The sequence below is a fragment of the Ensifer sp. GW821-FHT05G01 genome, assembly GCF_059419585.1.
On record NZ_JBWKSC010000006.1, the window covers coordinates 360,752 to 375,940 of the forward strand.

The window sequence follows — 15,189 nt, forward strand, 5'->3', positions numbered from 1 at the left end:
TTCAATCCAGGTTCTTTTTCGGAGGGCCTCTATCTGCGTCGAATTTTCTTCCCGTGGCGGGAGCCTTACTAGGAAGTCACAAACCCTTTACCTCGGTGCCTTCACCAAGGAGGTTATCGACAAGTGCAGCGCGAGCTAGCGTCTCCGAAGCCATGATTATCGAGCCGATTTCGCGACCAGCATAAGTCGCTAAATCTGCGCCTCCCAAAACTCTTTTATTAAAGTCCCTGATTCCTGGATTTTCTCAACTGTTTCGTGAGGAAACTGGTTATGAACGATTGCTACCAAAGCATCCCAGCTATGGAACTCGTGTTCTTCCATCAACAGCATGAATGCTTTGGCTATGGTTTTAGCTTCTTTCACCTTCAATTCGCACGCATTGCGCTCGACAGCTCCAACTGATTCCAGAGAGCACGCTGTGATCACAGCGTCTCCTTTGGTTGAGCCGTTCGCCGGTTGGTAGATCAGGTCCTTGAGCAGGGTGATGTGATCGTCGTAGTTGTGGACGAAGGGATGAATCCATTCGTAGTATTCTTCATCTCCAACAACGTATGCTGGGGACGGCTCGCCGCTCCGATCTGAGCGACAATCGTATGTCCCTTTTGCGTTGTTACACGGCTTGCAAGTCAGCACGAGGTTGAAGGGCTCGAAAGTGAAGGCTTCGTATCCGCCGGTGTTCTTTCGATCCGCCACGTTATTTGACGTCCATCTATCCTCGTTACCAAATTTCTCCTTTGGGAGAATATGATCCAGTTCCGAATGACCCAGCATATCTTTGATCCGTCTTCGGCAGTAGGCGCATCGATTTCCTTGCGCAGCGAACAGTGCCTTCCGGAGGGCATCCTTGGCGGGCTTTGCCTTTTTGTTCTTCCAAGCCCATCCCGTGTCCGTCGCGGTTTGGAACAGATCCTGGATTTCCTGGTCTACGGTATCTTGTTCAATGCTTGCCATGTCAAACCGTGGGGCTCAATTTGATACCTTCCGGGAACGCGATTTCAACGATGGCATCCATCACCGGCAGAAGGGGATCATGTATCGGCAGATGCCTCCGGAGAGCCGTTACTCTGCGAGCCGCTGCCGTAAGCTCGCTTCTTGGGCGGCTGCTTTCTTTGATGAGTCGCAAGGCCTCATTGACGGCCTTCGTGATTTCGGGCGGACGGACTGACCCCATCTCGAACCGTTCTTTAAGAACGTCGCCCGGCAGCCATCCGTAGGCCGTGTCGTCCAAAGCGGCTTGAATGCCAGCCTTTGGATCTCTCCGGCTCATTCGGACAAGATTGCCATCAAATGGAAGTAATGACGCGGCGATCAATGGCGAATGGGTCGCAATTATAACGTGGCAACCTTCCGCGTGCTTGATGAGGTCCCTGACAAGCCCCAGATATTCTGTCTGCCACCTTGGATGCAGACTGTTTTCAGGCTCGTCGATCAAAATCAGGCTGTTGTTTCGAACGTTCAATATGAGGTTCGCCAACGAATAGAAGAGCTGCCATTCACCTGAACTAAGCTCGTCAAGACGGTACTCGATTTGATCTTTCCGAACGCTCAGACTCGCCCGCAGAAGGCCGAGTACGATAAAATCTGCGATGAGAGTTTCTCGCGGAAGCTGAAACGACTGCAGGATGTCCAGCAAAGGAGGTTCGCCATCACTGGTCGTCGTGCCAGATCGTGGGTCGAACGTGTACGACAACTTCAGGCTTTGTAGTTCTCGACTGAGACGCTGATTTTCTTGAGATAAAACAATAAGTTGTTCAAGGGTTTGGAAAACGCTCGTGGAGACTTTCGGAGTCAGAAATAAGTCGCTGCTCAACTCGGCAATATGAGACCGTAGCCGTTCGAAACGCTCCGGAAGGATTCTTTGAGACCGTGGGCCTGGCGTCAAGCTCACCTTTATCCACGCGTCGAAGCCCATATAACTAAGGAGCCGGGTCAGGGAGGCGAGCGCGTTGCTGTCTTTTCGCGCGCCGGAAAGGAGAGCGTGAGTGGTAGTCGCAGATGCCTTGTTCGTCGATGTATAGTTGCCGGACTGCTTCGGCCCGTAATAGTAGAATTGCATGAGATCGAATTTGTTCGAGCGTGTTTGAAGCTCAACTCCAGAATTCTGAGGGAAGCGATCATTGTGTGTGCCGGACAGTGCGATTGTCCGCGCGACCTTACCTTCAATCTTTATACCGATGTTCTTCGACCGCGAGCGGTACTGATGGCTGATCTCTAAGCCGAGCGCGGCATCTGAAATGATGCGGAGGAGGGCGCTTTTTCCGGATCCATTCTCTCCGTTGATTACGGTGAACGTGTTGCGCTTCCCATCGGACCCGGGTTCTCTAAGCTGTAAATGCTCGGGTATTTCATTTCGCTCAAACGATACGCTGGTAATCTGCATGTTGAATATGTTCAAAGGAACCTTGGCTGTGGGCGTAGAGAACACGCTTAAGTAGACTTCGTCAATCTACTTCCTGGGGTTGGTCTTCGACCATCTGCTGGGTGCTGACGAATCAGCCTCGTGCCTTTACTTTTGGTGGTTGTCCGCCCGCTGCCTCATGCAACTTCAGATCACCTGCTGGTGACCGATAATGCATGTTATTGGACGCCAAGGCCCGAAAACCGGCAATTGCGACGTTTGAAATTACCGCGAGTTAGGCTCAAACAGGACGAAGCGCTGCCCGGATTTCCTCGGTCACGTCCTTCACGTCAGCACCCGACGGAACCGATAGGTAACCTACACCCTCCAACATGGAGAAGTCGGCTCCTCCCGAGGTCGATTATCAAGATGGGATCAGCTGGCTCCAGTGCGTCGGCCAGAGGGCTCTGCTACGCGGTTCTGAACGGGTCGAAACTGCTAGGGACGCCGCTTTCATCTCAGTTAACCCTTTCGAAACCATATTCTGGACCCCGAACAATCTATGCGGTACTCACTTGCTACCTATAACCTGTGGTAACCACAATAGTTCTGGAAAACATGGCCACTCCTCGATTTGAAGCACTGAATCGGCTCTGGGAAACAGTTCGAGAGTCCAATCATGATTTTCGGTCTACGACCGATGTTTTTCCGATTATCGAAGTCGAGAAGGTCAGCCGAACCCTCGAACTTGTGGAGCGTGGAACCGAGAGCGGCTCCGCGAACCAGCCGCCAAAATCTGCCCGCGCGCTCGATGATACAGAGCAACGGATCGTGGCAAAGGTCGAAGCCGAGAAAAAGGCTTCCTATCAACTTCTGGAAGATCGGTTCGATCATTTCTCTGACCGTTTGAAGAGCCTGGATTTCCAGGGACAGTTCAGTCTCATACGCAGCGCAAACGCAAGTAGCCTCTCCGACTTCAAGGCAGAGGCGGTCAGAGGCGAGGACGAGCTTCACGTCCTTCGCGACGATATGATTGTCGCCGAAAACCAGCTCTTTAAATTCAAGCAAAAACACAATCTGGAACGTGCCGCGAAAATCACCAGCCCGGAAATGTGGGCATTCAAGGTTTCGGTTATCGTCTTCCTGGTCCTGATCGAAACCGTGATGAACGGCAACTTTCTTGGGGAAGGCAGTTCGCAGGGTCTGGTCGGGGGCATCATCGAAGCGTTTGTCTTTGCCGTCGTAAACATCGGGTATGCACTCGCACTCGGACTTGCCTGTTCCAAACTTCTCGCGCATCGGTCCATCGTGTTCAAGTTAGGCGGCTATCTCACCTTCGCGGCGTATGTCGTCGTTGCTGTCGGCATCAACCTGGCGCTCGCGCACTACCGTGAAATCGCTGAGGTGAGTTTTGAAGGCGCTAGCACCGCAGTTATGGAACGATTGCGAACGAATCCTGCCGGGTTGGCTGACCTGAAATCATGGTTGCTTCTCGGGCTTGGCCTCCTGTTCTCAATTGTGGCCTTCGTTGACGCCTGCCTGATGACTGATCCATACCCCGGCTTTGCATCGACAGAGAAGCAGCGCAACGTAAAGCGTACTCGCTACAGGAGCCGGAAAGATCAGCTGATCGAAAATCTTACCGACATCCGTAACGACCATAACAACAAGGTCAACGATATCATCCGGGAGCTTAGCAACCGCCGTCAAGATTTCCAGGCAACGATTGCCCACCGCGCTCGTGTGATCTCGTTGTTCAACGGACATCAAAACCAGCTTGAGCAGGCCGCCAACTCGCTTTTGACCATCTATCGTGAAGCGAACCGAAAATCACGGACGAGCCCGGAGCCAAAGTATTTCGGAACGACTTACAATATGGACCGGTTGAATGCTGTGCCTCACGTGCATGAAGAATGGAACGATCAGGAACTCGCTGTCGAAATCAACAAACATCAACAAGAGCTGACAGAACAGGTGAAACGGATTGGGGAGGCATATTCAGTTGCCATCGACCGTTATCACCAGCTCGATACTATTTTCCCGGGGACATAAATGGCCAGACGCAGACAAAGTAGCTCAGAAAGCAATACCGGGCTGATTATCGGGACGATCCTGTTTGGCCTTTGTTCTATAGGGTTGGTGGGCGCATTTTTCTGGTTCCAGGCAGAGGCCAATTCCAAGCCGAAGTTGGACAAAGTAACGATGTGCCCCGAGACCGGTCCGAAGGCGATCACGGCGGTACTTCTTGATGTCACCGACCCTATTTCCGATGTCACGGCGCTCGATCTGCGCAATCAGTTCCAAGATATCGTCAAATCAGTCCCCGAGGGCGGTCTCATCGAGGTGTATGCGCTGACGGATGAGCAAGGCGAGCTTGGCCAGACCTTCAGCGGCTGCAACCCTGGGGACGGATCAAGTGAAGACGACATCACCGGGAATAAACGCCTGGCAAGGGAGCGGTGGGAAAAGGGCTTTCAGAAACCGTTGGATGAGATCGCAGGGGAGATCGGCAATGGGACTGGAGGCAAACAGTCGCCGATCATGGCGGGCATCCAGAACATCAACTTGAACATTTTTGGTTCCCCGAAGTATCGCGACATCCCAAAAGAAATGGTCGTTGCCTCGGACCTGATCGAGCACACCAGCGCATTTTCAATGTACGCAGACGGAGCTGACTTCCAGAAATTCCAAAAATCTCCAGCTCGCGACCAGTTTCGTACCGCGCTCAACGGGACGGAAATCCGACTTTTGGAGTTCCAGAGACCTGGGTTGAAATTTGACTCGATGCAAATCGCCGAGTTCTGGACCGCTTGGATCAGGGGCAACGACGGAGAGATGAAGCGATTCACCCGGCTGGAAGGGATGAACTAATGGCTACCCGGGAGCAACTGCAGGCGTTCGTCCGTCACAAGGGGCCGATTTTCGTCTTCGCCGCCCTGACTTTCGGCGGCATGGCATTCATTTGGACGGCCAAGACGTTGGAATGGAATACCTATGTGGTCACGGCGGTCCCGATCTGCCTCATGCTTTTTTACTTCGGGCTCTCCTTTGTCGCCAACGGCCTGAGGCTTCACAACGAGCAGGCGGGGGACAACCTCTATTACATGGGGTTTCTTTATACCCTCTCAAGTCTCGGCGTTTCGCTTTACAGGTTTTCCGGTGAGGCATCCATCGACGACATCGTCCGAAACTTCGGTATCGCGGTCACGTCGACAATCGTCGGCATTACGCTGCGCATTCTGTTCAATCAGATGCGCCGCGACCCACTGGATATCGAGCGAAGCGTTCGCCACGAACTCGCCGAGATGACACGGCGGGTGAGAACCGAACTCGATTCATCGGCCCGCGAGTTCTCCAGCTATCGTCGCACGAGCAGCGAGATGCTTTCCGAGGGTTTTGAGGAAATCGCTCGTCAGGCCGAGAAGAGCGGCGAAGCGGTCCAGAAGGCTATCGAGGCCGTTTCCAGGGAGGCAATACGTCCGATCCAGGAAGCTGCGGAAAAGCTGGCCGTCATCATGGATGCCAACAACAAGATCGTCGAAGATCGCGTCAAGGCCAACAACGAACTGGCCGAAGCTGCCCTTGCTAAGCTCAACGAGACGTCAAAAAGCCTGACTGGTATCATTGCGTCCTTCGGCGGGCAGGTCGAGGCCGCTGGCGAGCGGCTGGCGGCTATGCGCCTTCCAGAGGACGTGATTAAGGTCGAACTGGCTCCCGTTCTTTCTGCCATTGCCGATATGGCAGCACTACAGTCAAAACGGCTTGATGAAACGGCCGCGAATACGAGAGAGCAGGCCGACCGAATGACCCAGGCCTTGCTTCCGCTGGATCGGCTCCCGGAACGTTTGGACGCATCCCTGAAACCGTTGGACAAGCTCCCCGAAGCAATGCGTGCGGGATACCAGGCCATGGATCAGGTACCTGCCAAGATCGAAGCCTCGCTCAAAGTGTTCGAAGGTGTCGGTGATAAAATCGATCTCGCACTCAAGCCGTTGAACGGGATTGCGAAAAGGGTCGGAAGCGCAGTTGATCTTTTGGATAAGGCATCCGCTAAAATCGGCGACGCGACGACGACGCTGGAAAAGAGCACCAAGAGCACGGCCCAGCGGCATGACGCCCCTGATCTTTTCCAGGCGACGCCATTTGCAGCGCCTGGAAACGCAACGAGCACAATGATCGAGGCTGTGACAGAGCCAAAGGGTGATCCCATCATCCTCGACGGCCATCCATCGGTCCAAACTCCGCCTTCGGAGCCTGCATTCCTAGCGTCGGATGTGCAGACGGCGGAAACGTCCCAGGCGGCGGACGAGCAGCCTGAACCGAGGAAGCTTTGGAGATGGTAGACTACGCGGAACCGGCCACGAAGCTGGAGCATAAGGGATACAATCGCGGACTGATCCTTGGCCTGACGATGGCCGAGTCCATGCTGTTGCTGGTCTTCTGCCTTCTCCTCGTGGCGGCGGCGATCATCAATGCTGAACGAGCTAAAACTCGGCTTGCCCAGGATGATCTGCTCAAATCAAAGGTTGAGGTCGCTTCCCTCAAAACAAAGGACAAACAGGCTGAAAAGGCCGCGAAGGAACTGAGGGACAAGCTCGCTGCACTGGAGAACCAGCTCCGGTCTGTCAGTCTCATTCCAGCTGATCGTGCCAAATTCGAAAAGGAATGGCGCGATCTTGTCGATGCCAATACCGAACTCCAGCTTTTGAAGAAAGAAGGCGTCACGGCTGAGAAGATGGCCGCACTTCAAAAAGCTGCGGACGAACTTGAAAAAACAATGGCTGTCTTGAAAGACAGTGGTCTCTCGACCACAGACGCCAAAGTTCTTGCAGAGCGATTGAAAGCCCTCTTGGAGAATGAGCAGAAACAGGCTCAATCCAAACCGCATGAGTGGCCGCCCATCATCAATCTGAGCGAAGCCGAAGGATACTACTTCCAATCCGGAAGTGCGGAGTTGGCGGGTCCTTTCGACGAAAAGCTTCGGGGGCCGATTTCGAACAAGATAGCAACGAGTCTGCAGACATACGATGTCGATGTTATCGAAGTCATCGGCCATACCGACGAACAGCCAATCTCACGTGGTACCTCGAACCTCGATCAGAGCTTTATTGACGTGCTCGCTGGCAAGAAGCCCATTTCGAGTGTTCTACCTGCCGACAATGCTGGCCTTGGCCTGGCGCGGGCAATCGCAGTGGCGAATGTCTTGAAGGCTGACGGCAAGCTCAAGAACGCCACAATACTGCCGATGTCAGCCGCTCAGCTGGTGCTCCCAGGAGATATCCTAACAACTGGGCAAGCGGGCGATGTGAAATCCCGCCGCCGTATCGAAATCCGCATCCGCAGTCGCAATGCGACTGTAACCCCGTAAGTCAGCGCCCCCAAAAGGGCGCTCTCCATCCGGCTTCTACGGCTTCCTTCTCGGTGCAGAACCAGCGCTCGCCCTGTTTGATACTGACCTTCGTGCGCCCGTACCAAGGTGACCAGGGCGCGTGGTAGATGTGACCGTTGCCTGAAATGTTGCCCTTGATCGGGCAACCGTCGGGCGCGGCCTGCTTTGCAACGTCCCATTTATGGGCGCGATAATCCCAAGGCGCTTCGGTCTCCGCCTGCCAGATGCCAACGTGGTTCTGATGAGCGATTTCTTCCAGGTCCGCGTAGTCCTCTGAATATTTGCGGAACGCCCATGCGTGTCCGGTCTGGACCATGGCGGCATTGAGGTTCGTGGACCCAATCTTGCAAACACCGATGGTCCGACCGTAACCATCTTGGCCACGATTGTCGCACGAGACGTCCTTGCCAAGAACAAGAGCTTCCATCGCTGCTATCGCTTCCTGCCCGCAAGCCCAAGCTTTTCCATTTGCAGAATTGCATTTTTGTCCTGCCTCGGGAGCGTCGATACCGTGAAGACGATAGACGACGCCGGAAACCTCCACGGTGTCGCCGTCGACGACTCTGATGCTCGAAGATGCTTGGAGCGCAGACGTATATAGCCCGACAATGAGCGACCCGAAGATTAAAGCCCTCACTTGGCCTCCGATGCTGTTTATGATCACTTCCACTTCGCCGCCCAGTTTCGAAGCGCTGCTCTTGGCCTCTCCGGCCATGACTTGACCTCCGGATTCACCTTAATCTTCTGCCCGGACGGCTTCCAAGCGAGGTACATGGTTTTGTGAGGGATATCCGCGATGACGATGGCTTCTTGGTCTAGGCACATGTGGCGGGAACAAGAGGTGCCCACAAAAAGATCGCCATCATATTTGCCGGAGCCAACACCCATCAAGATGTCATTCACCAGCTTAGCGTCGGGTCCTGCCAATCGAGTTATCTCGGCGTTCAGCTCTGCATAGCCGAGCAGGTCTGCGGGGTGAGAGGCGGTTCGCTCCCGTAGTTGAGGCCACCCTTTCGATACGTCGGCAACAAAAGCTGCGTTCTCCGCTTCTTTGATGCCGTCAGACGGCGTCCATGTCCACCGTTTGCCGGGTTCATTCGGAGTGGGAGCGGTCGATAACGTCAAGGCGATATCAGACGCTTCCACTTTGACACCAAAACAAGTGTCCAACGGCCCATCGAGACGAGGGGATTCGTTTCGCGGAAAGGAAACAATAAATGGAGCCCCTTCGCATGCGTTTCCGCCCCCCGACGATGTTCCCACCACGGTAGGTGTGCCATTAATGACGTAAATTTCATCGAGGTCGAGGTAATAGTTGCGAAGAACTTCGCGTTCATCAATCTCAAGTTTAAATTGGTCGCCAGATGGAGAGATCGAAACCTGGTGGCCGAAAAGGGTCATTGCGAAGGGAGACGAACTGGCAACCGTCGCGTAAACAATCATTGGCACTGCAGCAACCAGTGCGAGCCAGGGAGATTTTGGCATTTTGGGTATCCAAAAATATCGGGGTCTGTGTATTCTATTGTAAGGTCTCAAAAGCAATTATGACTCGCAGCTCTCTCGCATAACTGGCTGCACGTCACGCGAAATCTGCCGCTATATGACCCGACGCCGGTCATACCGACACGACGGATTTATCAAGCCTAACCCGACACGTATCAGTTGGTGCCGAACACTAATCAAGCCGACACGTATCAGGCGCTGCCCGATACAAGCTCAACGGATTCCGACCCGAATTATTATCCTCCAGTTCCGCAAACGCAGGAAACGAAGGTTCTTCCAGGGAATTCCGATAAGTTTCGGCAAATCGTCATTCAAGTTCAAAACGCCCTGAGCCTCTATGGCTATTACCAAGGGCGTCATCGACGGTAAAATTGGACCCCAATCGAAAGTGGCGCTGGCGAAGATGCAGGAGGACTACGGTTTAAAGGTCACCGGTACGATTACGCCACAAGTGCTCAATGCTTTAAATATCACGGCCAATTGACGGACGGAACCATCGGGCCAAAATCGCATTGATTTGCGTTCGGATCGAGCCGAGCAGGCTGCACTGCATAATACGTCCGGAGGCTCAGCGTGCCGAGCCCCCAAGCTACTCATCAAAAATGCTGGTGGTGTGGACCGCTGCCTTCCTTCAAAAGCGTATAGCTTTGAATAGGCTCATTCTTCACTTGCACGCGCCGAGGTTTGCCGTCGGTATGAAGTTGTGGTTCTGCGCCAACAGCATTTTTAATGTACCATCCAAGGTACATGTTCAGAGGCGTCTTTCCAGGTACGCCCACATCATACGCTTTGCCGTCGATGGCTCGCTCATATTTCGCAAGAAACTGAGGATCATCCATCGCGTGCTGGAAAACCTTCAGGACGAAATTTTCATCGAATTTTCCCTCGCCGTATAGTTTTCTGGCAAGACTAACCGTCAAGTTTATTATTTCCTGGGATGCGAGGAGTCTCTTGATGTTTGTGTCAGCCATCCCACCATATTCGATGGCGTAGTTTGTGAGTATTTGTTGAATAAACGAGTTCGTTTCAAAGCCCGCTTTCGATGCCAAAGTAGAGATTGCATTATGGACATCGGCATCCAGGCGAAATGTCAGTTTAACGGTTCTATCTTCCGGCATGTTTTCACCCCCCTAAATTAGCAGTATGGCCAATATACGCACTCCAAGAGCGCCCGTCAATCGTATGTCGACAAACATTACTGCGATGTCGACATACGTGTTCATGGTCACGCGCCAGTCGGCCTGATTGCCAATCACTTTGGCCCTTTGGGAAAGAAGATCGAGGAACCGGTGCAACCTTACTGTGAACACAAGGACGTTGCGGTTTCTTCATCGTGAGCCCGTACCAATCACTCTTGTCGTCTCCCTCTGGTTTCAAAAAACCAACCGCACCCCGACCGGCGACGAAATGGACGCCGGGTAGATTCAGTGTCCTTTCACAGGACATAAAGGCGCTCTGTGTAATAGGTCGGCGGCAGGGTCCGGCTTGCTAACGTGCCAGGAAGTAAGCCAAAAAGCGATTCAAAATAATAATAACAATAAAAATATATAATCATCTTTTAAGATTTATCGAAGTAAAAAAACGCCTATTTTTTGCTATATAAACCAGACTATTGACTGGTTGCTCAATGTATATTACGTTTTACGGATGAAGTGAGACGATTGCGCTACGCTGAATTTCAAAAGTGGGAGAGATGCATGATGCCGTCAATATTGCGCTCAGAACGAACATCTAAACTTGGGCGCTTAGGAGAAACCCTGGCGGAAGAATGTTTGAAGGCAGCCGGATACAAAGAAGTGCGGAATTTAAACCTGGGAACCAATTTCCCCTTCGCCGACTTGATCGCTGAACTATCCGGGAAACGATATATTATCTCCGTTAAATCTCGAAATGAGTTCCGGGCGGATGGAAATTTGAACGAATGTTACAACGCCGTAAAGCTCAACGAAGCTGAGAAGCGTGCCTTACAAGCCCAAGGCAAATCCCAGGACGAAATAACCGCAATCATCTGGGAGGCCGTTGACGGCTTAGCGCAACGATGGAATGCCTGCCCGGCGTGGATAGCGGTCCCGATGCGGCCCGAGGAGAGTAGCTATTCAGCCTACTTTGGCGAGGTTTCGCTGATAAGGCACCGCAGATCGATACCAGTCCTTCCATCAGATAGAGTACGGTACACCGAGCTTGCTCCGCTGGGAACATACGATGCGCGGATAACCGCCGATCTTTGGAACCGCGACTAGCATAAAAATCCGCCAACGGGGCGCATTCACGGTAAACCGCGAGAGATTGCAATGTCCCTGCGATGCGTTGATGAGACTGGTGCTGATCTCTATGCGTTCGATTTGTCTCCGGAGGCATGGCAGACGCTGATTGAGCACAACCGCAAATGCCGTTCGCTTCGGATGCCCTGTTGTCCGGCGGAGGTGACTTTACGGAGACATCGGGGAACACAGCATTTCGTGCACAAAACGGTTGGTGATTGTACGACAGCGCCGGAAACAGAAGTTCACCTGCGACTGAAGCAGATTGCCGTTGAGGTTGCTCGTAAGCACGGATGGGACGCAAAGACCGAGGTTGCAGGGGCTACTCCGTCCGGTGAGACATGGATAGCCGACGTCTTGGTGCAAAAGAACAACGCCCGGGTGGCAATCGAAATCCAATGGTCATCCCAAACCAATGACGAGACAATGAGAAGGCAGGAACGATACAGGCAATCCGGAATTCGCTGCCTTTGGCTGCTTAAGAAGCCTGGCTTTCCAACGACTGAAGCTCTGCCCGCCGCGCAGATTCTCGAAGTCGATGGGACGTATCCCGCCCGCGTGGCTTATTCCCAGGAGTTGTCTGTCGAGGCGTTCCTTGACGCAGTATTTGGTGGCCGGTTCCGGTTTGGGATACCTTCTCAGGGCGGGGCGGTTGCTCATATCCGGGTTGGGGAGATCGAGTGCTGGAAAAAGAAATGCCGTGTGAAGACGAAAATAGTCACGGGAGTTGACGTCGTGTTCGGTCCCCATACGAGCACCTTCTCGGTCCCGCAATTGGGGGAATACCCCGCACTCTTGAATGAGGTCCTCAGCCACCTGCCTCGGGACTCCAAGATGGGTCGCTTGAAAAAGCGTTTCAGCAAGACCCAAGAACGACAGTACATGAGCAATGGGTGCTACCGATGCGACAGCATTGTCGGGGAATTTTTTGAAATCGAGGCCCGTCATTCGGAGGAAATCGTAAGTTCGTTTCCAATTCAGATAACCCCGGACTGGAAGCAGGCAATCGAAGAAGAGATGGGAGATCAACCCGAATGGGCTGTTTATTCACCCGGTGAGCTTGGCATGTAACAGCACCACATCGGCTGAATTTGTTGCAATGTGTCGGCCTCAGGCGTCTGATGAGCTAACCTGACGGGATGCCATCGACCTTGCTTCATCCTGGATCGAACAAAGCTGGCATAGGACGCTGCATCTTTCGGCCGCTTCGGTCGGTGCCGAGTTCTGTTGCAGTAATGACAAGCGGCGACGATGTTCTCTTCGATATCGCGCCCTCCGTCACACCGAGCCTCCAAATGCTCTGCAGTGCACCGGAAGAGAAAGACGGCCCGGTCTGATATTCGAAAGCGTGCGCTGAAATTTTTTGGATCGGTCTCCCACATGGGCAGCTGGCAGTAGTAGCATTGCCACCCTTGGCTCTCCGCTGCCTTACGTCTGAGATTTCGTATTCGGCTGTTTGGTTTCATGAGTCCACGTCCGTTGCTTCATTGCTGAAGCGGACGTGCAGCGACTTAAGAGCCGCCCCTCAGTTGGGAGGATATTCCTCGCACAAGACGACGCATACAAATGCGTCACTCCGCAGTCTTTGAACGATACGAGCGCCTTATCTGCGCAACGCTGACGGGTCTTCAACCAACCCCAAGCAAGCAGTACGTCTTGCCTCCGTCCAATCTCAAGGTAAATGGGTTAGCCAGATTGTCAACCAGGACCGCTCCAGAGGCCATCACCGCCCGCGACGCAGGTGGGGCTACCGACCAATCATTCGAACTGGCCGCGAGGATCGCTTCTGGCGTGCGGCAAGAGTTCGTAGCTTTCCAATTTGGCCATATCGAGAAAATATCGAGCCTTGCGCTTGGGCGCGGCTCGAAGCCAATCCGCAAGTTCTGATTGCGCAAGCTTTAACCAATCAGGAAAATCCTCGGGACCCCGAAAGTCGCCGTCAATCAGGCCCATCAAGGCATTCGTATAGATGATGCGACCAACGCCAGGGAATTCGTAAATCTCGTTGTCGCGCTTTCCCTGCAATCGCTCCTCGATGAGCCGACATCCGAGAGCGAGTACCAATTTGTCTTCAGGAAATCGCTCATCTTCGAGAAACCAGTTCACGATTTCTGCTCGTCGCTCGGTATCGCTCAAGCCATGGTAGGCACCGAGTCCCATGTTACAAATCGTGCAACATGGGACAAGCTTACACTGGCCGAAATGCTCCTGAATCTGTTTCTTGGTAACGAGACCGCCGTTGGCAAACCGGTGAAGAATATAGACCGGCGGCTGGTGGTCGAATTTGCCGTCATTAGGCATACCGCAATAAATGCATCGGTCACCTGGGGCCGTTGCATAAACCCGGGCAAAGCGCTTCTCTGCCTCACGTCGATTATATTTAAGATTAAGATGTGTTCCGATCACAATGGTTACATCGATATCCCGGACAACAATGAGTGCGTTCTTATCGTATCTAGATTAAGGCAATGCTAAATTGCGGACGATTAAAGAGCGCCGACATGCCGTTCTAATGCGTCGCGCCGAGATAGGCGGTTCACTGCCCACGGTGCGGCACAAGAGCGGTGACAGTCGTGTTCATGCCGCCATCTGAGGGGGACAAGAGCGGAGGGCGGCGTAAAGACCGAAGGCGCGGAAATCAGCGGTATTCGCCGGTGGGTTTGTAAAAGACGTGGCCGCTAAGCCCGGCCACTTTTCCGTCCTCAGTTCGGTGCCACGTTAGCCTGGCGTCCATCGGGAACGGACACCCTTTTTGGAGAAACTGGGCTAGACGAGCGCTCGGAACGTTGGGACATGGTGAAACGACCTTGAATCCCATCGACAACAGGTCTCGTTCTACAGCGGCTGCAACAATGTTGGGCGGGAACAGCACCTGCAAGCGCCTTGTAAGCTCCGGCGAAAAAGCCTGTTTCTTCCCTGCGGAAAGTCCGCACCCGGGGCTCCACACATCCCCTTCGTCGACAGCCGATAAATCGCGCAGTAGCGGAGGCAGGGGGCGGTCGCACTCCCCTGGCAAGCATCCGGCAAGGAGAGCGCAGATGCCGACCACAACCGCGCCCTTGGCGAAATTGGCAATCATCGGAGGTGCCCGTTTGTGGCCGGGTGAGCTTTATTCCTCGGCCGCCCTGCTTTCGCCGCGAGTTTGCCGAGTCTGAAGCTCACCCGTCAATTCACTCAATCGAGCTACTATACTCAACCACTGGTATACGTCATCGTGCCTCTTGGGCACACCAAGCGGGAAAGTGGTCACATATGAAATACGCAAAATTGTTTTGCTTCGCGGCACCTATGATATTGCTTTCAGCTAATTGCGCATTTGCATTCAATTGGGGCTTTGTAAGAGTCCCGGACTGGATGGACCCATATCTCGCCGAGCTTTTTTTTGCCGTTATAGTCAGTTTACTGGGACTGCGGGTGACGAAGCCGCGTGGGGTGCCTGTTAGTCAGCTATCTGGGGTGAAAATTTCCCCTCTCGCAAACTTCTTCCGGGTCCTCTTCATCACCACCTACGCGATGATGATGGTTATGCTGTTTGCAGGAATGGCCCTGCGTCGGTACGCCGAAGCCATATCCTAGTTTCCCGCCACGCCGCAGATCGCGATCTGGACGCCTTAACGGGCGATGACCTCCCGTTAAACAGCGATATGCTGGAACGGCGCGGTCCAAAGGCGACTTGAACAGCGGAGAGCAAAGAGATG

Annotated in this window: 15 protein-coding genes; 8 read left to right on the forward strand and 7 right to left on the reverse strand. The window is 53.4% G+C overall.

From position 1 onward, the window contains the following. Positions 1–189: 189 nt before the first annotated feature. Entirely contained in the window at positions 190–951 is a 762-nt protein-coding gene (locus tag AC07UR_RS17565; protein WP_209790924.1) for an HNH endonuclease, read from the reverse strand. A gap of 1 nt (position 952) precedes the next feature. Beyond that, the gene (locus AC07UR_RS17570; RefSeq protein WP_209790923.1) at positions 953–2,380 is read right to left on the reverse strand and encodes an ATP-binding protein; all 1,428 of its coding nucleotides are present in this window, start codon (positions 2,378–2,380) and stop codon (positions 953–955) included. A 576-nt stretch (positions 2,381–2,956) separates the two neighbouring features. Between AC07UR_RS17570 and AC07UR_RS17575 the strand changes: the two genes are divergently transcribed. The 4 genes from AC07UR_RS17575 to AC07UR_RS17590 are packed head-to-tail and all read left to right on the forward strand — an operon-like array spanning position 2,957 to position 7,706. Then, positions 2,957–4,390, forward strand: a complete 1,434-nt coding sequence (locus tag AC07UR_RS17575; protein WP_209790922.1) for a hypothetical protein — start codon at positions 2,957–2,959, stop codon at positions 4,388–4,390. Next, on the forward strand, positions 4,391–5,209 hold the full coding sequence (locus AC07UR_RS17580; protein WP_209790921.1) for a hypothetical protein: 819 nt from the start codon (positions 4,391–4,393) through the stop codon (positions 5,207–5,209). Beyond that, complete coding sequence (locus AC07UR_RS17585; RefSeq protein ID WP_209790920.1) at positions 5,209–6,681, forward strand: hypothetical protein; 1,473 nt, start codon at positions 5,209–5,211, stop codon at positions 6,679–6,681. Before AC07UR_RS17580 ends, AC07UR_RS17585 begins: the two co-directional genes overlap by 1 nt. Next, the gene (locus tag AC07UR_RS17590; protein WP_209790919.1) at positions 6,675–7,706 is read left to right on the forward strand and encodes an OmpA family protein; all 1,032 of its coding nucleotides are present in this window, start codon (positions 6,675–6,677) and stop codon (positions 7,704–7,706) included. Before AC07UR_RS17585 ends, AC07UR_RS17590 begins: the two co-directional genes overlap by 7 nt. 1 nt (position 7,707) lies before the next feature. On the opposite strand, the gene AC07UR_RS17595 is transcribed toward AC07UR_RS17590, so the two are convergent. Together AC07UR_RS17595 and AC07UR_RS17600 are read right to left on the reverse strand one after the other, a co-directional pair. Beyond that, positions 7,708–8,442, reverse strand: a complete 735-nt coding sequence (locus AC07UR_RS17595; protein ID WP_209790918.1) for a thermonuclease family protein — start codon at positions 8,440–8,442, stop codon at positions 7,708–7,710. Beyond that, positions 8,388–9,212, reverse strand: coding sequence for an Ivy family c-type lysozyme inhibitor (locus AC07UR_RS17600; protein WP_209790917.1), 825 nt, complete (start codon positions 9,210–9,212; stop codon positions 8,388–8,390). Before AC07UR_RS17600 ends, AC07UR_RS17595 begins: the two co-directional genes overlap by 55 nt. A gap of 355 nt (positions 9,213–9,567) precedes the next feature. Between AC07UR_RS17600 and AC07UR_RS17605 the strand changes: the two genes are divergently transcribed. Beyond that, positions 9,568–9,714: a peptidoglycan-binding domain-containing protein gene (locus AC07UR_RS17605; protein ID WP_234941894.1), complete on the forward strand. Its 147-nt coding sequence runs from the start codon at positions 9,568–9,570 to the stop codon at positions 9,712–9,714. Positions 9,715–9,826: 112 nt separating this feature from the next. Here AC07UR_RS17605 and AC07UR_RS17610 read toward each other — a convergent pair whose 3' ends face one another. After that, positions 9,827–10,348 (reverse strand): hypothetical protein, encoded by a 522-nt coding sequence (locus tag AC07UR_RS17610; protein ID WP_209790916.1) that lies wholly within the window; start codon positions 10,346–10,348, stop codon positions 9,827–9,829. A gap of 579 nt (positions 10,349–10,927) precedes the next feature. On the opposite strand from AC07UR_RS17610, the gene AC07UR_RS17615 reads away from it, so the two are divergent. Then, entirely contained in the window at positions 10,928–11,470 is a 543-nt protein-coding gene (locus AC07UR_RS17615) for a hypothetical protein (RefSeq protein WP_209790915.1), read from the forward strand. Between the two features lie 51 nt (positions 11,471–11,521). Beyond that, complete coding sequence (locus tag AC07UR_RS17620; RefSeq protein ID WP_209790914.1) at positions 11,522–12,562, forward strand: competence protein CoiA; 1,041 nt, start codon at positions 11,522–11,524, stop codon at positions 12,560–12,562. Here the strand turns inward: AC07UR_RS17620 and AC07UR_RS17625 are convergent. Beyond that, a complete protein-coding gene (locus AC07UR_RS17625) occupies positions 12,535–12,957 on the reverse strand; it encodes an HNH endonuclease (protein WP_209790913.1) in 423 nt (140 codons plus the stop codon). The genes AC07UR_RS17620 and AC07UR_RS17625 overlap by 28 nt on opposite strands. A 292-nt stretch (positions 12,958–13,249) precedes the next feature. Beyond that, a complete protein-coding gene (locus AC07UR_RS17630; protein WP_209790912.1) occupies positions 13,250–13,897 on the reverse strand; it encodes a hypothetical protein in 648 nt (215 codons plus the stop codon). A gap of 846 nt (positions 13,898–14,743) precedes the next feature. Between AC07UR_RS17630 and AC07UR_RS17635 the strand changes: the two genes are divergently transcribed. Continuing rightward, on the forward strand, positions 14,744–15,067 hold the full coding sequence (locus AC07UR_RS17635; protein WP_209790911.1) for a hypothetical protein: 324 nt from the start codon (positions 14,744–14,746) through the stop codon (positions 15,065–15,067). The last annotated feature ends 122 nt before the right edge of the window (positions 15,068–15,189 follow it).